The organism is Streptomyces sp. NPDC093111 (assembly GCF_040683955.1).
Taxonomy (GTDB): Bacteria; Actinomycetota; Actinomycetes; order Streptomycetales; family Streptomycetaceae; genus Streptomyces.
In genome coordinates this window covers 459,205-477,310 of record NZ_JBFBNW010000002.1, presented here as the reverse complement: position 1 = coordinate 477,310, position 18,106 = coordinate 459,205, and the positions used below count along the sequence as shown (strand labels likewise).

Genomic DNA, 18,106 nt, shown 5'->3' with positions numbered 1-18,106 from the left:
CCCGAGACTCACTCGCCGCGGTACAGCTGGCGCTTGTCGATGTAGCGCACCACGCCGTCCGGAACCAAGTACCAGACCGGGTCGCCCTGAGCCACCCTCACCCGGCAGTCGGTGGAGGAGATGGCGAGCGCGGGGACCTCGACCAGCGAGACCCCGCCCTTGGGCAGGCCGTCGTCGGTGAGGTCGTGGCCCGGGCGGGTGACGCCGATGAAGTGGGCGAGCGCGAACAGCTCCTCGGCGTCACGCCAGGTGAGGATCTGCGACAACGCGTCGGCGCCGGTGATGAAGAAGAGGTCCGAGTCGCTGTTGAGAGAGCGCAGGTCCCGCAGCGTGTCGATGGTGTACGTCGGACCGCCGCGGTCGATGTCGATGCGGCTGACCGAGAACTGCGGGTTGGAGGCGGTCGCGATGACCGTCATCAGGTAGCGGTCCTCGGCGGCCGAGACGGCCTTGTGGCTCTTCTGCCACGGCTGCCCGGTCGGCACGAACACCACCTCGTCGAGGTGGAACAGGGCGGCCACCTCACTGGCGGCCACCAGGTGTCCGTGATGGATCGGATCGAACGTTCCGCCCATCACGCCGAGTCGGCGCTTACCGCGGCCGCCAGTAGGCACTTCCTGCTCTCCCATGCGTGCAGAGCCTACTGGCACGGCGTCGGACGCCGGATCAGCGGCCTCTCGGCTCAGCGGTCGCGGTTGAAGCGGGTGGTGATCCAGAGCAGAAGCAGCAGCGCGAGGAAGGCGCCGCCACCCGTGACGTACGGGCTGAGGCTTTCGTGGTTGCCGCCGTGCTCGGCACCCTCGGCGAGCGTGACCAGGTTGGCGGCGGTGGCGTGGAGGCTCATCTTCGGCAGGACCTTCGATCGGGGATGGGAGCGGAGACTTCGCGCACATCGTATGCGGGACGTCGCGGCGCGCTCACGCCGACTCAGGCGTTGGCGTCACGGGCGTCCGAATCGGTCACCCGGTTCTCCCCGATCTTGGCGCCCTCGGTGCGCCCGGCGCTCACCGCGCTTCCGGTGCTTCCGGCGCTCTCCGCGCTCTCGACGGGCGCGTCCCGCTCGGCGTCGTCCCCCTTGTCCCCGTAACCCCGCAGGAGGAACCAGGCCAGCAGGGCACCGCCCACGATCGAGACGAGCAGGACGATGCGGAGGGTGTTGCCGGGACCCTGCTGCTCCGTCGCGGCGAGCAGGGTGGTGACGGCGGTGGTCGCGTGATCCGTCATGGCGGTCGTGCTCCTCGGTTGTCCGCAGTGCCCGAGTTATCCACAGGCTCCGGCACACGGTAGCCCCCTCGCCTAGTCTGGGTTGCGTCAGGGGGACGAGCACCGACTCGTACGAAATGGGGGCATCCATGACCGAGCAGACCAACAACGGGCACGAGAACCTTCCCGGGCGCCGGCGCAAGCGCTTCGCCGGTATCTCCTCGCGGGCCTACGAGCACCCGGCCGACCGCTCGGCCCTGGTCGCGCTGCGCAAGCTGAGCGGCTTCGACACCGTCTTCAAGGCGCTCAGCGGGCTGCTGCCCGAGCGGAGCCTGCGACTGCTGTTCCTCTCCGACTCCGTGCGGGTGAGCGACGCGCAGTTCTCCCACCTCAACGACATGCTGCGGGACGCGTGTTACATCCTGGACCTGGAGAAGGTCCCGCCGATGTACGTCACGCAGGACCCCAAGCCCAACGCGATGTGCATCGGTCTGGACGAGCCGATCATCGTGGTCACCACCGGCCTGGTGGAGCTGCTCGACGAGGAGGAGATGCGGGCCGTCGTCGGGCACGAGGTGGGCCACGCGCTGTCGGGCCACGCGGTCTACCGGACGATCCTGCTCTTCCTCACCAGCCTGGCCGTGAAGGTCGCCTGGATCCCGCTGGGCAACGTGGCGATCATGGCGATCGTGACGGCACTGCGCGAGTGGTTCCGCAAGTCGGAGCTCTCGGCGGACCGGGCGGGGCTGCTCGTGGGACAGGACGTCCAGTCCTCCATGCGCGGCCTGATGAAGATCGCCGGCGGCAACCACCTCCACGAGATGAACGTGGACGCCTTCCTCGCCCAGGCCGACGAGTACGAGAAGGGCGGCGACCTGCGCGACTCCGTGCTGAAGATCCTCAACGTGCTGCCGCGCTCGCACCCGTTCACCACGGTCCGGGCGGCCGAGCTGAAGAAGTGGTCCGAGACCCGGGACTACCAGCGGATCATGGACGGGCACTACCCGAAGCGGTCCGAGGACAAGGACACCTCGGTGACCGACTCCTTCCGCGAGTCCGGGCGGCACTACGCCGACACGGTGCGCGGCAGCAAGGATCCGCTGATGAAGCTGGTCAACGACATAGCCGGCGGCGCCGGGGACCTCGCGGGCGACCTCGGCGGCAAGCTGTTCGGGCGCTTCGGCGGCGGCGGTGGCGGCACCGGGGGAACCACGAACACCGACGGCACCGACGGCACCGACGGCACCGAAAGCACCGACGGCACCGAGGACGGCGGCAAGGGAGCCCCGGGGGCCAAGGGCGGTCGGGGCGGCGAGCGGCCGGGGAAGGACGAGCGGGGCGGTCAGAGCGAGGGCTGAGCGCTCGGGGCCAGCGTCCCGCAGAGCGCCGAGGTGGTGGGCCGGCCCGTGGCGTACGGGTCGGTGACACCCTGGCGGGACCGGTCGGCGCGCTGGCCCGCGAGCAGCGGGTGCAGGGAGCCGGTGGCGTCGGCGCCGCAGGACTGCGGGCCGGCCTGGACGGTGCTGCTGAGCAGCTCCGCGCGGTGCATCCGCAGGTCCTCGCGGTCGAAGCGGAAGTGCAGCTCGCGGTGGACCGTGAACAGCGAGGCCTGGGGCGCCGGGCCGGTGCCGCTGGTGGCGGGCCGGACGGCGTAGGTGAAGGTGTGGTCCGCCGTGACCTCCAGGAGGTCGGTGTCGAGCTCCTGGACGCGCAGGGTGCCGTGGACCCGGGCGGTGGGGGCGGCGAGGGTCACCTGGTGGGGGTCGAAGCGCACGAGCCAGCCGGCGACGGCGTGCCGGCCGTCGTCCTGGGGCTGCTCGACGCTCCGGTCGAACTGCTCCAGCTGGTCCGGGTCGATCAGGAGCCGGGCCGGGCGGACGGTCGCGCCGGTGAGGACGCCGGGTTCGAGGGAGGAGGCGACCAGGTACTCCTTGGCGATGCCGAGGGCGGACAGGACCTGGCTCTCGGAGAAGTGGGGGGTGCGGTCGGTCAGCGGGAAGTTGATCCCCGCCGCGCCGCTGGGGTACTCGGCGGCGGGACTGTGGGCGAAGAGCCGGTCGGGTTCGCCGCCCGTCACGGAGCCCTGCGGGGCGAGCGGGACGACGGTGGTCCGCAGGGGTTCGGCCCGCTGGTCGACGGGGGGCTGGTAGGGGTTGCGGACGCCGAGGTAGACGGCGGTGCCGAAGGCCAGCAGGATCAGCAGCACCAGCAGCAGGGCCTGCCGGGAGCCGCTCCGGCCCTCCCAGGAGGGGCGGGACCTGACGGCCTGGGCGTGCTCCCCCATCCGTTCCTGGGCGGAGAACTCCTGGAGCCGGGCAGCGCGGACGAACGCATCGTCGAAGACGACGGCACGGTACTCGTCCTCACCGCCGGGGAGCCCCTCGGGGGTCCCCTCAGGCGGGTCGCCACGCCCTGCCATACCTTCAGGGTAGGTCTGCGGAAGCCCCGGTAAACGCCGAGCTGCGCGACAACTTCCGACGAAGTCCGACGGACCGGGGTCAGTGGGCGCCGGGCGCGGCCGGAACGGCGGGCGCGGAGGGCGGGGTGGCGGCGGAGGGAACGGCGCGGGGCTTGTCCACGCCGCTGGTGGCCGGCGGCGGGATGCGGTCCTGGCGGTTCGCGGAGGCGCCTCGGTAGACCGCGCTGAAGGCGAGGGCGACCATGCCGACGCCCATCACCAGGGCGAGCACCCAGGCGACCGGCCGGTGCCAGCGGGCGCTGCCCCGGTAGGGGCGCAGGGCGCCGCCGTGGGGGCCGTAGGGGCCGAAGTCATCCTCGGCGGTGTCCGGGTCGTAGCCGTCCGCGTAGCGGCGCGGTTCCAGGCCGTAGCCGTCCTCGTAGAGCTCGTCGTCGGGGAGTCCCGCGACGGCCCGGGCGCGGGCCGCCTCCGCCTCGGCGCGGGCCTGGGCGGCGGCGAGCAGGCGCTCGACGGCGGTCGGCTCGTGGACGGTCGCGGCCCGGACGAAGTCCTCGTCGAAGACCACGGCGGCGAAGTCGTCCGCGCCTCCGCGGTCGACAGAGTCCTCGGGGTCTCCGCCGTTCTGGGACGGCGTGCCCCCCACGTCGTCCGGCACGGATTCAGAGTAGACCTGAGAGGGGGTTTTGGGCAGGGAGAGCGCGAACTGTCCCCGCCCGGATCCGGGCGGCCGGCTACCGGACGTGACCGTCGCCGGTCACGATGTACTTGGTGGAGGTGAGCTCCGGAAGGCCCATGGGGCCCCGGGCGTGCAGCTTCTGGGTGGAGATGCCGATCTCGGCGCCGAAGCCGAACTGTCCGCCGTCCGTGAAGCGGGTGGAGGCGTTCACGGCGACCGTGGTCGAGTCGACCAGCTGGGTGAAGCGGCGGGCCGCGGCCTGGGAGGTGGTGACGATGGCCTCGGTGTGGCCGGAGGACCAGAGCCGGATGTGCTCGACGGCCTTGTCGAGGGAGTCGACGACGGCGGCGGCGATGTCGTAGGAGAGGTATTCGGTCTCCCAGTCCTCGGGGGTGGCCGGGACGACGGTGGCCTTGGTGCCCTCGGCGTGGGCGAGGACCCGCTCGTCGGCGTGGACGGTGACGCCGGCCTCGGCGAGGGCGTCCAGGGCGCGGGGCAGGAAGGCGTCGGCGATGTCCTGGTGGACCAGGAGGGTCTCGGCGGCGTTGCAGACGCTGACCCGGTGGGCCTTGGAGTTGACCAGGATCTCGACGGCCATGTCCAGGTCGGTCTGGGCGTCGACGTAGACGTGGCAGTTGCCGGTGCCGGTCTCGATGACCGGGACGGTGGACTCCTCGACGACCGTGCGGATCAGGGAGGCGCCGCCGCGCGGGATCAGGACGTCGACGAGGCCGCGGGCGCGCATCAGCTCGCGCACGGACTCGCGGGACTCGCCGGGCACGAGCTGGATGGCGTCGGCGGGCAGTCCGGCGCCGCCGACGGCGTCGCGCAGGACCTTCACCAGGGCGCTGTTGGAGGAGTACGCGGAGGAGGAGCCGCGGAGCAGGACGGCGTTGCCGGACTTGAGGCAGAGGGCGGCGGCGTCGACGGTGACGTTGGGCCGGGCCTCGTAGATGATGCCGACGACGCCGAGCGGGACGCGGACCTGGCGCAGGTCGATGCCGTTGGGGAGGGTGGAGCCGCGGACGACCTCGCCGACCGGGTCGGGCAGGGCGGCCACGTGCCGGACGTCCTCGGCGATGGCCCGCACCCGCTCGGGGGTGAGGGTGAGCCGGTCGATGATGGCCTCGCTGGTGCCGGCCTCGCGGGCGCGGGCGATGTCCTCGGCGTTGGCCTCGACGATCTCGGCCGTGCGGACCTCCAGGGCGTCCGCGACGGCGAGCAGGGCGTCGTCCTTGGTCGCGCGCGGGAGTGGCGCGATCTCGGCGGCGGCGCCGCGGGCCCGGTAGGCGGCCTGGGTGACCGGGGACATGTTGTCGAAGGGCGTGAGCGAGGTCATGCCCGCAGGGTACTGGCACCTCTGCGGACATCCCTCACGTCCGGCTCGCCCGTCCCGTACCGCGAGACGCGCGCCGGGTGGTCGGCCCGTCAGTACGGGTGGACGCCCACCGGGGCGGCCGGCGGCGGGCCGTAGCCCTCGGCGATCCGCTGGTGGTAGGTCTCCCGGTCGATGACCTCCAGGCCGACGATCTCCCAGGGCGGCAGCTTGGCGCTCTGCCGGTGCTCGCCCCACAGGCGCAGGGCGACGGCCGCGGCGTCGTGGAGGTCGCGGGCCTCCTCCCAGTACCGGATCTCGGCGTGGTCGTTGGCGTAGCGGCTGGTCAGCAGGAAGGGGTGGTCGTGGGCCAGCTGTTCCAGGGCACGGCGCACCTCCTTCAGCGGGGCCTCCGCGCCGGAGACGCAGAGGGTGATGTGCCAGAGCTTGGACAGTTCCCGCTCCGGGACCCGGGCTCTCGTCGTCTCGTCCGTGGTGTCGGACTCGTCGGTCCCGTCGGACCCGTCGAAGTCGTCGAAGTCGGCTCCCGCCTCGACGCTCGTCAGGGCGCGTTCGGCCGACCCGCGGGGCTGTGCCCCTGGGCGCGCTCGTCTCACCGGCGGCCTCCTGTGTGATGCCTGTGCTGCGTGCAGCTGCGTGTGCGCGTGCTGGTGTTCCCCGCCCTCTCCGTGCCCCCGAGTCAAAGTTGACCAGCCCGGGGCGGTGCGTGGGGCGGTTTTGGTAAAGGTCCCTACCGGATGACCAGACTTTCAGCCGTTTCGGTTCACAGGACGCCGTTCCACAGGACGCCGTTCAGGGGCGTCGGGTTGACGGGCGCCGGTCCGCGGGGCCCCGTTCACATCACGACGAGGTCGTCGCGGTGGACGATCTCGCGCTCGTACTCCGGGCCGAGTTCCCTGGCCAGGTCGTGGGTGGAGCGGCCGAGGAGCCTCGGCAGTTCCTTGGCGTCGAAGTTGACCAGGCCGCGGGCGACCGCGCGGCCCGCGGGGTCGCGGAGCTCGACCGGGTCGCCGGCGGTGAACTCGCCCTCGACGGCGGCGATCCCGGCCGCCAGGAGCGACTTCTTGCCCTCGACCACGGCCCGGACGGCGCCGTCGTCGAGGGTCAGCGCGCCCCTCGGGGTGGAGGCGTGCGCGAGCCACAGGAGCCGGTCGGCGGAGCGGCGGCCGGTGCGGTGGAAGTAGGTGCCGGTGTCGCGGCCGGCGAGGGCGTCGGCGGCGCGGCTCGCGGAGGTCAGGACGACGGGGATGCCGGCGGCGGCGGCGATCCGGGCGGCCTCGACCTTGGTGACCATGCCGCCGGTGCCGACGCCCGCCTTGCCGGCCGAGCCGATCTCGACGTGGGCGATGTCGGCGGGCCCGGTGACCTCGGCGATCCTCGCGGTGCCGGGCTTGGCCGGGTCGCCGTCGTAGAGGCCGTCCACGTCGGAGAGGAGGACCAGCAGGTCGGCGCGGACGAGGTGGGCGACGAGGGCGGCGAGCCGGTCGTTGTCACCGAAGCGGATCTCGTCGGTGGCGACGGTGTCGTTCTCGTTGACGACCGGCAGGGCGCCCATGGCGAGCAGCTGGTCGAGGGTCCGGTAGGCGTTGCGGTAGTGCGCGCGGCGGCTGGTGTCGTCGGTGGTGAGCAGGACCTGCCCGACGCGTACGCCGTAGCGCGCGAAGGAGGCGGTGTAGCGGGCGACGAGCAGTCCCTGGCCGACGCTGGCGGCGGCCTGCTGCCGGGCGAGGTCCTTGGGGCGGCGGGTCAGGCCGAGCGGGGCGAGGCCGGCGGCGATGGCGCCGGAGGAGACCAGGACGATCTCCTTCTCGCCGCCGCTGCGGACCTTGGCGAGCACGTCGACGAGGGCGTCGACCCGGTCGGCGTCGAGGCCGCCGGTAGCGGTGGTCAGCGAGGAGGAGCCGACCTTCACGACGATCCTGCGGGCTTCCGTCACGTACTGCCTTGCCACTGTCACCTGCGTCGACCCCATCGTGCCTGTCCTGCTCGCCTCGGCTGTCCGTCGCGCAATCTACGCGACCGCGTTTCCGCGGCGCCCCTCTATTCCGGGTGCTGGACGGCCGTGCGCGGGCCGGGGGCCGGTGCGGCGTCGCCGGTGTGCGCCGCCCAGGCCGAGGCGATCATGGAGCGGACGTCGTGGCGGGCCTTCCAGCCGAGCTCGGCGGAGATCCGTTCGGCGGAGGCGACCACCTTCGCCGGGTCTCCGGGGCGGCGGGCGACGACCTCGGGTGCGACGGTGCTGCCGGTGACCTCGAGGATCAGGTCGATCATCTCCCGCACCGAGACGCCCTCCCCGCGCCCGATGTTGAGCGTGAGGTCCCGGTGCTCCCCGGCCGCGGCCAGCTCGGCGAGCCGGCGGGCGGCGGCCAGATGGGCCTCGGCGAGGTCGGAGACGTGGATGTAGTCGCGGACGCAGGTGCCGTCGGGGGTGGCGTAGTCGTCGCCGAAGACCAGCGGCGGCCGCCCGGCGTCGAGGCGCTGGAAGACCATGGGGACGAGGTTGAAGAAGCCGGTGTCGGCGAGTTCCGCGGTGGCGGTGCCCGCGACGTTGAAGTAGCGCAGGCAGGCGGTGGCCATGGAGTGGGCCCGGCCGACGGAGCGGACCATCCACTCGCCGGCGACCTTGGTCTCGCCGTACGGGCTGAGCGGCGCGCAGGGGGTGTCCTCGGTGACCAGGTCGGTGTCGGGGGTCCCGTAGACCGAGGCGGAGGAGGAGAAGAGGAAGGAGTCGACGCCGGCCGCGGCGGCGGCTTCGAGCAGGACCTGGAGGCCCGACACGTTCTCGCGGTAGTAGTGGAGCGGGCGTTCGACGGATTCACCGACGGCCTTCTTCGCGGCGAGGTGGACGATGCCGCGGATCCCGTGCGCGGCGAGGACCCGGTCGAGGAAGGCCCGGTCGAGGACGGTGCCGCGCTCCAGCGGCACCCCCGCGGGGACTCTGGCCGGGTCGCCGGAGGAGAGGTCGTCCAGGACGACCACCCGCTCACCGGCCTCGGTCATGGACTTGACGACATGGGAACCGATGTAGCCGGCGCCGCCGGTGATGAGCCACGTCATTCGGGCAGCCTAACGCGAAGCGGTACGGAACGACGGCGGCCCGGCGGTTTCCCCGAGGGGAACCGGCGGGCCGTCGTCATGAGCGGATCGGGCGGGGGCGGAGGGCTCAGCCGCGCTCGGCGAGCGAGGCGCGGAAGGCCACGCACTCCTCGTACACGGGCAGGATGCCGGCCTCGCGCGCCTGGGCGAGGGTCGGGCCCTCGGCGTCCTTGGCGGACAGCTCGGGCACGCCCTCGACCGGCCACTCGATGCCGATCTCCGGGTCGAGCGGGTACACCGTGTGCTCGCGCCCGGGGGCGTAGCCCTCGGAGCAGAGGTAGGTGACGGTCGCGTCGTCGGTGAGCGCGCAGAAGCCGTGGCCGAGGCCCTCGGAGAGGTAGACGGCCTTGCGGTCCTGGTCGTCGAGGCGCACGGCCTCCCACTTGCCGAAGGTCGGCGAGCCGACCCGTACGTCGACGATGATGTCGAGGACCGCGCCGCGGACGCAGGTCACGTACTTGGCCTGGCCGGGCGGGACGTCGGCGAAGTGAATGCCGCGCACGACACCGGCGGCGGAGACGGAGAGGTTGCCCTGCTTCAGGTTCAGCGGGTGGCCGACGGCCTCGGCCATGCGCTCGGCCTTGTACCACTCCAGGAAGAGCCCGCGGGCGTCCCCGAACTGCTGCGGGATGAACTCCCAGGCGCCTTCGATGCCGAGGGGGTTGACCTTCATGGAAACGTTCGGTCCTCTCAGGCCTTCTCGGCCTTGTAGGCCAGCAGGTCGATCAGGTAGTCGCCGTAGCCGCTCTTGGTCAGCGGCTGGGCGAGGGCGCGCAGCTGCTCGTCGTCGATGAACCCGGCGTGCCAGGCGGCCTCTTCGAGGCAGCCGATCTTCATGCCCTGGCGCTCCTCGACCACGCGGACGAACTCGGAGGCCTGGACGAGCGACTGGAAGGTGCCGGTGTCGAGCCAGACGGTGCCGCGGTCGAGGACCGAGACCTGGAGCTCGCCGCGGTCGAGGTAGTGCTTGTTGACGTCGGTGATCTCCAGCTCGCCCCGGGCGCTGGGCTCCAGGTTCTTGGCGATCTCGACGACCCGGCTGTCGTAGAAGTAGAGGCCCGGCACCGCGTAGCGGGACTTCGGGTTCTTCGGCTTCTCCTCGATGGAACGGGCGACGCCGTTCTCGTCGAAGTCGACGACACCGTAGGCGGTGGGGTCGGAGACGGCGTGGGCGAAGACCACACCGCCCTCGGGCTCGCGGTAGTCCGCGAGCTGCCGGCCGAGGCCCGTGCCGTGGAAGATGTTGTCGCCGAGGATCAGGGCGACGGGCTCGTCACCGATGAATTCCTCGCCGATGACGAATGCCTCGGCAATTCCGTTGGGGTGCTCCTGGGTGGCGAACTGGATGTCGAGTCCGAAATCGGACCCGTCGCCCAGCAGGCGCTCGAACTGCGGGCGCTCCTCCGGACCGGTGATGATCAGAATGTCCTTGATCCCCGCCATCACGAGGGTGGTCAGGGGGTAATAGATCATCGGCTTGTCGAAGACCGGCATCAGCTGCTTCGACACGGCTCGGGTGATCGGCCACAGTCGGGAGCCGGTACCACCGGCAAGCAAAATTCCACGCATGGGCACGCAGCCTACGGCAGCCCCACGGGGCCGTTCACCATCCCGTCCGTGAGAACGGCCACGGAACGCTGCGCGAAGCCCACCCCATAGAATGGTGGCCCTTATGAAGATTCTCGTCACCGGCGGCGCCGGGTTCATCGGTTCACAGTTCGTGCGGGCACTGCTCTCCGAAGAGCTGCCCTCGGGCAAGGGCGCCCAGGTCACCGTCCTGGACAACCTGACCTACTCCGGCAACGAGGCGAACCTCGCCCCGGTGGCGGACAAGCCCGGCTACACCTTCGTCCACGGCGACATCCGCGACTACGCGACCGTCGACGACGCGATGCGCGGCCAGGACGCGGTCGTGCACTTCGCGGCCGAGTCCCACGTGGACCGCTCGATCCTGGACGCCTCGCCGTTCGTCACGACGAACGTGCTGGGCACCCAGGTCCTGCTGGACTCCGCCAAGCGCCACGGCGTCGGCCGCTTCGTCCACGTCTCCACGGACGAGGTCTACGGCTCGATCGCCGAGGGCACCTGGACCGAGGACTGGCCGCTCGCGCCGAACTCCCCGTACTCGGCCTCCAAGGCGGGCTCCGACCTGCTGGCCCTGTCGTACCACCGCACGCACGGCATGGACGTCGTCGTGACGCGCTGCTCCAACAACTACGGGCAGTACCACTTCCCCGAGAAGATGATCCCGCTGTTCACCACGAACCTGCTGGACGGGAAGAAGGTGCCGCTCTACGGCGAGGGCCTCAACATCCGCGACTGGCTGCACGTCTCCGACCACTGCCGTGGCATCGAGATGGTGCTGCGCGGCGGCCGCGCCGGTGAGGTCTACCACATCGGCGGCGGCACCGAGGTCACCAACAAGGAGCTCACCGGTCTCCTGCTGGACGCCTGCGGCGCCGGCTGGGACATGGTCGAGCACGTCGAGGACCGCAAGGGCCACGACCTGCGCTACTCCCTGTCGATCGCCAAGATCCAGGAGGAGCTCGGCTACGCGCCGCAGGTCACCTTCGAGCAGGGCCTCGCGAGCACCGTGCAGTGGTACCGCGACAACCGCGCCTGGTGGGAGCCGCTGAAGGCGAAGGCGGCGCTGTCCGCATGAGCCGCTGGCTGATCACCGGTGCGGCCGGGATGCTCGGCCGCGACCTCGCCGAGGTGCTCGCGGAGGGCGGCGTGGAGTACACCGCGCTGACCCGCCAGGAGCTGGACATCACCGACGCCGCCGCGGTCCGCGCGGCGGTGGCCGGTCATGACGTGGTGGTCAACGCCGCCGCGTGGACCGACGTCGACGGCGCCGAGACCGAGGAGGCCGCGGCCACCCGGATCAACGGCGACGGACCGCGCGCCCTGGCGGCGGCCTGCGCCGAGACCGGCGCCGTGCTGATCCAGGTCTCCACGGACTACGTCTTCCCGGGCGACGCCACCGAGCCGTACCGGCACGACGCGCCCACCGCCCCGGTGAACGCCTACGGCCGCAGCAAGCTGGCGGGCGAGCTGGCCGTCACCGAGCTGCTGCCCGAGCGCGGCTACGTGGTGCGCACCGCGTGGCTGTACGGGGCGCACGGCCGCAACTTCGTGGCGACGATGCTGGGCCTGGCCGAGCGTCTCGACACCGTGGACGTGGTCGACGACCAGCGCGGCCAGCCGACCTGGACCCGTGCGCTGGCCCGCCAGCTGCGGGAGCTGGGCGAGGCGGCCGTGGCGGGCAGGGCCCCGGCGGGCGTCTACCACGGCACGGCCTCCGAGACGGCGACCTGGTTCGACCTGGCGCGGGCGGCCTTCGAGCTGACCGGTCTGGACCCGGAGCGGGTGCGGCCGACGACCTCGGAGAAGTTCGTGCGCCCGGCGCGCCGGCCGTCCTTCAGCGTCCTCGCGCACGAGCGCTGGGCCGAGGCGGGCGTCGCGGCGCAGCCGCACTGGCGCGAGCAGCTCACCGAGGCCCTGCGGGTCATGGCTCCGGGACGGTCCGGCGCGTGAGTCTGCTCGACCGGATCGGCACGGCACTGCCCCGCGGCACCGCCTTCGTCGGTATCGGCACCGTGGTGCTGGGCGGGGCCAACTACGTGCATCTCGCGGCGGCGGGCCACTCGCTCTCCGTCGACGACATGGCCAGCTTCTCGGTCCTGTGGACGGCGGTGGCCTCCATCGGTCTGGGACTGTTCTTCCCGGTCGAGCAGGAGATCACCCGGGTGGTGGCCGCCCGGGTGGTGGCCGGCGACGGGGCGCTGCCCGTGCTGCGGCGCGGCGCGGCGCTCTCGTTCGGGCTGCTGGTGGCGGTGCTGCTGCCGCTGGCGCTGTTCTCCGCACCGCTCGCGGACCTCTTCTTCCACGGGGACGAGAGTCTGGTCCTCGCGGTCGGCGGCGCCTTCGCGGCGCTGGCCGTCGCCTATGTGACCCGGGGTGTGCTGGCGGGGCTCGGCCGTTTCGAGGCGTACGGGCTGCAGCTCGGTCTCGACGGTCTGCTGCGGATCGTGCTGTCGGTGGCTCTGGCGCTGGCCGGGGTGACCTCGGCCTTCGCGTTCGCCGCGGTGATGACGGTGGCGCCGCTGATCGCGGTGGCCGTGACGCTGCCGCCGGTGTTCCGCGGGGCCAAGGCGGGTTCGACGGCGCAGTGGCGGGAGCTGATCGAGCACCTGGGGCTGCTCGTGGGTTCGACGCTGCTCGCCCAGGTGCTCGTGAACATCGCGGTGATCAGCACCAAGCTGATCGCGACGGACGACAGTGCCCTGGTGGCCGCGCTGCTCTCGGCACTGGTCCTGGTGCGGGTGCCGCTGTTCGCGTTCGGGGCCTTCCAGGCCTCGCTGCTCGCGGGTCTTTCGACGGCGCAGGCCGAGGGGAACGCTCCGGCGTACCGGCGGCTGCTGCTGCGGGCCTGCGGTCTGACGGCGGGTCTCGGGGCGGCGTTCGGCATCGGCGTGGTCGCGCTGGGGCCGGTGCTGCTGCCGGTGCTGTTCGGTTCGCCGGACGTGCTGGGGCCGGTGGACTTCGCGTGGCTGTCGCTCGGGACGCTGCTCTACATGCTGGCGATGGTGCTCGGCCAGGCGCTGCTCACGAGTGGTGCGGCGCGTCAGCAGCTGCTCGCGTGGGTGGTGGGGACGGGCGTCCTGATGGCGGTCACTCTCAGTCCCCTGGAGCTGCGGACGAGGGTCGAAGTGGCCTATGCGCTGGGGTCTCTCGCGGTCGTCACCTATATGACTCTCGTCCTTCGCGCTCGTGTAGGCTACCGTTCGGTGCACTCATAGGAATGATCACCATTCCCTCACTCTCCGTGACCATCGCGACGGACAGTGGACTGCAATCCGGTGGCTCCTTCTCCAGCCGCCCACCCCTGGAAGAGTAGACAGGCCCTTTCCATGAGTCGTCCCATACACCGGAGCCACGCATGAAGCTGTGGATGCTGACTTCGGTCACCGGAGTCTTTCTCGTCGCGTGCATCGTGGAGCTGCTGCGCCGCCGCAAGCTCAAGGAGAAGTACGCGTTCCTGTGGGTGCTCACCGGTCTGGTGATCATCCCGCTCGGCTTCTTCCCCAGCGGTCTGGACTCGGTCGCCCGCGCGGTGGGCGTCGCCTCCGGCGTGAGCCTCCTGCTCTTCCTCAGCGTCGCGTTCCTCTTCATCGTCTCCCTCCAGCTGAGCTGGGAGGTGGGCCACCTGGAAGAGGAGGGCCGCACCCTCTCGGAGGAGGTGGCCCTGCTGCGCATCGACGTCACGGAGTTGCGCAAGGAGCTGGCGGAGAAGGCCGACACGGCGGGTCAGGGGAGCGGCAAGTGATCGACGGCAAGCGCGTACTGATCATCATGCCGGCGTGGAACGAGGCCGAGGGCGTCGCCGACGTCGTCAAGGAGGTCTACACGACCCTCCCCGGCGTCGACGTCCTCGTCGTCGACGACGGCTCCGCCGACGACACCAGCGCCGTGGCGCGCGGTGCCGGCGCGACCGTGATGACCCTCCCGTACAACCTCGGCGTCGGCGGCGCGATGCGCGCCGGCTACCGCTACGCGCACGACCGCGGCTACGACGTGGCCATCCAGGTCGACGCGGACGGTCAGCACGACCCGCGCAACGTGCCGGAGCTGCTGGCCCGTCTGGAGGGCGGCGCGGACCTCGTCATGGGCGCGCGCTTCGCGGGCACCGGCGACTACGAGACCCGCGGCCCGCGCAAGTGGGCGATGCTCGTGCTCGCCTTCTGGCTCTCGCGCATGGCCAAGACCAAGCTGACCGACGTCACCTCGGGCTTCCGCGCCTCCAACCGCGACCTGATCGACGTCTTCGCGCACTGGTACCCGGTGGAGTACCTGGGCGACACGGTGGAGTCCTCCATCGCCGTGGTCCGGGCCGGCTACCGGATCGAGCAGGTGCCCGTCGCGATGCGCCCGCGCGCGACCGGCACCCCGAGCCAGTCGCCGTGGAAGGCCACCCTGTACCTGGGCCGCATCGGCATGATCCTGCTGCTCGCGATGAGCCGCCGCTCCGCCCTCGGCCCCAAGGGGAAGGCCAAGTGACGGCGCTCGGCACCCTGGACATCATGCTGCCGCACTACGGCGACACCGGTCTGATGCAGGCCGCCGTCCGCAGTGTGCTCGACCAGACGGACGGGGACTGGCGCCTGACCGTCGTGGACGACGGCAAGGAGGAGGGCGTGCCCGAGTGGTTCGCCTCCCTCGGCGACAGCCGCGTCCGGTACCAGCGCAACGAGCAGAACCTGGGCATCACCAAGAACTTCCGCAAGTGCGTCGACCTCGTCGAGTCCACGTACTTCTCGATGCTGGGCAGTGACGACCTGCTGCTGCCGACGTACGTCGAGACGATGCGCGCCGCGATCGAGGCCGAGCCCGGTGCGGCGATCTACCAGCCGGGCGTCGAGGTCATCGACGAGAACGGCGCCCCGTCGAGCACCCTGGGCGACGAGGTCAAGAAGCGGCTGTACGCGCCGAAGGACGACGGGCGCCGGCTGGTCCTGTCGGGCGAGCCGCTGGCCGCGAACCTGCTCGGCGGCAACTGGCTCTACTTCCCGTCGATCGTGTGGCGGGCCGACGCCGTGAAGGCGGTCAGCTTCCGGGAGGACCTGTCGGTCATCCAGGACCTGGCGCTGATCATCGAGCTGATCCGGCGCGGCGAGAAGCTGGTGGTCGAGCCGGCCACCGCGTTCCGCTACCGGCGCCACTCGGGCAGCCTGTCGTCCTCCGAGGCCGTCTCCGGAGCCCGCTTCGGCGAGGCCGTGCGGTTCTTCAACGAGGTCGCCGACGAGCTCGACCGGCACGGGTGGCCGAAGGCCGCGAGGGCGGCCCGCCGCCATCTGTCGATGCGGCTGCACGCGCTGACCATGGTGCCGGGGGCCCTGCGCCACCGGCAGTCGGCCGCCGTGCGCAAACTGCTGGGTTATGCCCTGACCAGCTCGCAGTGACCGTCCGAGCGGGGCGGCGGGAACGTTCCCGCCGCCCCGCTCGGACGTGGTCCGCCCGTATCCCGTATCCCGTGTCCAGTACGCCGTTCGTCCGGAAGCCCTAAGCCCCCATGACTCCCATGCAAGCAGCGCAGCGGTCCGACGCCCCCCGGTTCAGCATCATCGTTCCGGCGTACGGGGTGGAGGCGTACCTGCGCGACTGTCTCGACTCGGTGCTGAGCCAGTCCTTCCAGGACTTCGAGCTGATCGCGGTCAACGACGCATCGCCGGACGCCTGCGGCGCGATCATGGACGAGTACGCGGCGCTCGACCCGCGCGTGGAAGCCCTGCAGCTGGCCCAGAACGTGGGCCTGGGCCGGGCCCGCAACGCCGGCATGACCCGGGCCAAGGGCACCTACCTGCTCTTCCTGGACAGCGACGACACGCTGCTGCCCGGCTCGCTCGCGGCGATCGCCCAGCGGCTCGACGAGACCGGCGACCCGGAGCTGCTGGTCTTCGACTACGCGCGCACGCACTGGGACGGCCGGATCACCCCGAACGCCAAGGCCAAGGTGCTCGCCGACAGCCCGCGCGAGGCCGTCGCCCTGGACGCCAACCCGGGCCTGCTCGGGCTGCTCCAGGTCGCCTGGAACAAGGCGTACCGCCGGGACTTCGTGGAGCGCTGGGGCTTCGAGTACCCCACCGGCTACTACGAGGACACCCCCTGGACGTACCCGGTGCTCATCGCCGCCGAGTCCATCGCGGTGCTCCCCCGGATCTGCGTGCACTACCGGCAGCGCCGCCAGGGCAGCATCCTGCACAGCACCAGCCGCAAGCACTTCGACGTCTTCGACCAGTACGCCCTGGTCTTCGCGTTCCTCGACGCGCACCCCGAGTTCGACGCCTGGCGCGGCCCGCTCTTCGACCGCATGATCACCCACTTCCGGGTGGTCGAGAACTCCCCCGGCCGCCTCCCCGACGAGGCCCGCGCCGAGTTCCGCGCGACCTTCCTCCGGTACGAGAAGCAGTACCGTCCGGCCGGACACGTCACCCCGCAGGGCTCCGCCTCCGCCCGACGCAAGGCCGTCGGCAAGCTGCCGGCCCCCGTGCGCGGCGCCGCCCGGCGCGCGTACCGCACCGCCCGCAAGGTCAAGGCGGCCCCGCGCCGGCTGCGCAAGCCGCTGCGCACCGCGGTGCTGGCCGGCTACTACCGGGCGCAGCGCCTGCTGCCCGTGCAGAACGACACGGCCGTGTTCGCCGCGTACTGGAACACCGACTACGCCTGCAACCCGGCCGCCGTGCACCAGAAGCTGATGGAGCTCGCGCCGAAGGTGAAGACGACCTGGGTGCTGAAGCCCGGCTCGCGCAACACCCCGCCGCCCGGCACCACGGTCGTGCACCCCGGCTCGTTCGGCTTCTGGCGCGCGATGGCCCGGGGGAAGTACTTCGTCAACAACGTCAACTTCCCCACCCGGGTGGTCAAGCGGCCCGGACAGGTCCACGTCCAGACGCACCACGGCACCCCGCTGAAGCGGATGGGCGTCGACCTGGCCGAGTTCCCCGTCGCCCAGGGCGACCTGGACATGCCGTCGCTGATGGAGCGGGTGGACCGCTGGGACTACAGCGTCTCCGCCAACAGCTTCACCACGGCAATCTGGGACCGCGCCTACCCGGCCGAGTACACCAAGCTGGACTACGGCTACCCGCGCAACGACGTGCTCGTCCGGGCCGGCGAGGACGAGCGGCTGCGCGCCCGCGCGGCGCTCGGGCTGCCCGCGGACACCACGGTCGTGCTGTACGCGCCGACCCACCGCGACTACCAGAACGTGCCGCAGCCGCTGCTCGACCTGGAGCACCTGGCGGCCCGCCTCGGCGAGGGCTTCACCGTGCTGTCCCGGGCGCACTACTTCCTCCTGGACGGTCCCGGCGGCACCGGCCCGAAGGACGGCTCCGGCGTCGTGGACGTCAGCCGCCACCCCTCGGTCGAGGAGTTGTTCCTCGCCGCCGACTGCCTGCTGACGGACTACTCCTCGCTGATGTTCGACTACGCGCTGCTCGACCGGCCCGTCGTCGTCTACGCCAACGACTGGGACGTCTACCGCGCGACCCGCGGCACCTACTTCGACATCCACGTCGAGAAGCCCGGCCACGTCGTGGCAACCGAGCCCGAGCTGCTCGACGTCTTCCTCTCGGGGCGCTGGTCGGACGAGGAGTCCGCGGCGCTGCGCACCGAGTTCCGGAGGCGGTTCTGTGAGTTCGACGACGGTTCCGCGGCCGAGCGCGTGGTACGCAGGGTGTTCCTGAACGAGGAGAATGTACCGCCGGTGGTGCTCCCTCCGGAGCGCCCGAGCCCTCGCACCCGCGGCTAGAGCTACCGTGTCCGGCGAGCCGTACATCGCCGTCACGCACGAAACACCTTGAGGAAAGGCGCAGTA

General features: G+C 71.5%; 19 protein-coding genes. 8 read left to right on the top strand and 11 right to left on the bottom strand.

The features are described 5' to 3' along the window. Positions 1 to 8: 8 nt before the first annotated feature. From nadD to AB0Q96_RS04505, 3 genes are all read right to left on the bottom strand, one after another. On the bottom strand, positions 9 to 629 hold the full coding sequence (gene nadD / locus AB0Q96_RS04515) for a nicotinate-nucleotide adenylyltransferase (RefSeq protein WP_329420533.1): 621 nt from the start codon (positions 627 to 629) through the stop codon (positions 9 to 11). Between the two features lie 53 nt (positions 630 to 682). Next, the gene (locus AB0Q96_RS04510; RefSeq protein ID WP_165961838.1) at positions 683 to 844 is read right to left on the bottom strand and encodes a hypothetical protein; all 162 of its coding nucleotides are present in this window, start codon (positions 842 to 844) and stop codon (positions 683 to 685) included. Between the two features lie 83 nt (positions 845 to 927). Beyond that, positions 928 to 1,224 carry a hypothetical protein gene (locus tag AB0Q96_RS04505; RefSeq protein WP_365321687.1) on the bottom strand — a complete coding sequence of 99 codons (297 nt, stop codon included), beginning with the start codon at positions 1,222 to 1,224 and terminating at the stop codon, positions 928 to 930. Between the two features lie 128 nt (positions 1,225 to 1,352). On the opposite strand from AB0Q96_RS04505, the gene AB0Q96_RS04500 reads away from it, so the two are divergent. Further along, on the top strand, positions 1,353 to 2,561 hold the full coding sequence (locus tag AB0Q96_RS04500) for a M48 family metallopeptidase (protein WP_365321562.1): 1,209 nt from the start codon (positions 1,353 to 1,355) through the stop codon (positions 2,559 to 2,561). Here the strand turns inward: AB0Q96_RS04500 and AB0Q96_RS04495 are convergent. From AB0Q96_RS04495 to rfbA, 8 genes are all read right to left on the bottom strand, one after another. Next, entirely contained in the window at positions 2,546 to 3,622 is a 1,077-nt protein-coding gene (locus AB0Q96_RS04495; RefSeq protein ID WP_365321560.1) for a hypothetical protein, read from the bottom strand. The two genes, AB0Q96_RS04500 and AB0Q96_RS04495, sit on opposite strands and share 16 nt — an antisense overlap. 79 nt (positions 3,623 to 3,701) lie before the next feature. Continuing rightward, positions 3,702 to 4,277, bottom strand: a complete 576-nt coding sequence (locus AB0Q96_RS04490; RefSeq protein ID WP_365321559.1) for a hypothetical protein — start codon at positions 4,275 to 4,277, stop codon at positions 3,702 to 3,704. 76 nt (positions 4,278 to 4,353) lie between these two features. Next, the gene (locus AB0Q96_RS04485; RefSeq protein ID WP_365321557.1) at positions 4,354 to 5,637 is read right to left on the bottom strand and encodes a glutamate-5-semialdehyde dehydrogenase; all 1,284 of its coding nucleotides are present in this window, start codon (positions 5,635 to 5,637) and stop codon (positions 4,354 to 4,356) included. An 89-nt stretch (positions 5,638 to 5,726) separates the two neighbouring features. Then, positions 5,727 to 6,230, bottom strand: coding sequence for a hypothetical protein (locus AB0Q96_RS04480; protein WP_365321556.1), 504 nt, complete (start codon positions 6,228 to 6,230; stop codon positions 5,727 to 5,729). 239 nt (positions 6,231 to 6,469) lie between these two features. Further along, positions 6,470 to 7,570 (bottom strand): glutamate 5-kinase, encoded by a 1,101-nt coding sequence (proB, locus tag AB0Q96_RS04475; protein WP_365321555.1) that lies wholly within the window; start codon positions 7,568 to 7,570, stop codon positions 6,470 to 6,472. Positions 7,571 to 7,674: 104 nt separating this feature from the next. After that, positions 7,675 to 8,691, bottom strand: coding sequence for a UDP-glucose 4-epimerase GalE (gene galE, locus AB0Q96_RS04470; protein ID WP_365321553.1), 1,017 nt, complete (start codon positions 8,689 to 8,691; stop codon positions 7,675 to 7,677). 106 nt (positions 8,692 to 8,797) lie between these two features. Further along, a complete protein-coding gene (gene rfbC / locus AB0Q96_RS04465) occupies positions 8,798 to 9,403 on the bottom strand; it encodes a dTDP-4-dehydrorhamnose 3,5-epimerase (protein ID WP_365321551.1) in 606 nt (201 codons plus the stop codon). Between the two features lie 17 nt (positions 9,404 to 9,420). Continuing rightward, complete coding sequence (gene rfbA / locus AB0Q96_RS04460) at positions 9,421 to 10,299, bottom strand: glucose-1-phosphate thymidylyltransferase RfbA (RefSeq protein ID WP_365321549.1); 879 nt, start codon at positions 10,297 to 10,299, stop codon at positions 9,421 to 9,423. A 103-nt stretch (positions 10,300 to 10,402) separates the two neighbouring features. On the opposite strand from rfbA, the gene rfbB reads away from it, so the two are divergent. The 7 genes from rfbB (at position 10,403) to AB0Q96_RS04425 (ending at position 18,040) form a co-directional block, all read left to right on the top strand. Further along, positions 10,403 to 11,392, top strand: a complete 990-nt coding sequence (gene rfbB / locus AB0Q96_RS04455; protein WP_365321547.1) for a dTDP-glucose 4,6-dehydratase — start codon at positions 10,403 to 10,405, stop codon at positions 11,390 to 11,392. Continuing rightward, a complete protein-coding gene (rfbD, locus tag AB0Q96_RS04450; protein ID WP_365321545.1) occupies positions 11,389 to 12,267 on the top strand; it encodes a dTDP-4-dehydrorhamnose reductase in 879 nt (292 codons plus the stop codon). Before rfbB ends, rfbD begins: the two co-directional genes overlap by 4 nt. Then, positions 12,264 to 13,532 carry a hypothetical protein gene (locus tag AB0Q96_RS04445; protein ID WP_365321544.1) on the top strand — a complete coding sequence of 423 codons (1,269 nt, stop codon included), beginning with the start codon at positions 12,264 to 12,266 and terminating at the stop codon, positions 13,530 to 13,532. The genes rfbD and AB0Q96_RS04445 overlap by 4 nt, the downstream gene beginning before the upstream one ends. 152 nt (positions 13,533 to 13,684) lie before the next feature. Next, on the top strand, positions 13,685 to 14,059 hold the full coding sequence (locus AB0Q96_RS04440) for a DUF2304 domain-containing protein (RefSeq protein WP_365321542.1): 375 nt from the start codon (positions 13,685 to 13,687) through the stop codon (positions 14,057 to 14,059). Further along, positions 14,056 to 14,790, top strand: coding sequence for a glycosyltransferase family 2 protein (locus AB0Q96_RS04435; RefSeq protein WP_365321540.1), 735 nt, complete (start codon positions 14,056 to 14,058; stop codon positions 14,788 to 14,790). The genes AB0Q96_RS04440 and AB0Q96_RS04435 overlap by 4 nt, the downstream gene beginning before the upstream one ends. After that, complete coding sequence (locus AB0Q96_RS04430) at positions 14,787 to 15,692, top strand: glycosyltransferase (protein WP_365321538.1); 906 nt, start codon at positions 14,787 to 14,789, stop codon at positions 15,690 to 15,692. The genes AB0Q96_RS04435 and AB0Q96_RS04430 overlap by 4 nt, the downstream gene beginning before the upstream one ends. Positions 15,693 to 15,811: 119 nt before the next feature. After that, positions 15,812 to 18,040 (top strand): bifunctional glycosyltransferase family 2 protein/CDP-glycerol:glycerophosphate glycerophosphotransferase, encoded by a 2,229-nt coding sequence (locus AB0Q96_RS04425; RefSeq protein WP_365321536.1) that lies wholly within the window; start codon positions 15,812 to 15,814, stop codon positions 18,038 to 18,040. Positions 18,041 to 18,106 lie beyond the last annotated feature (66 nt).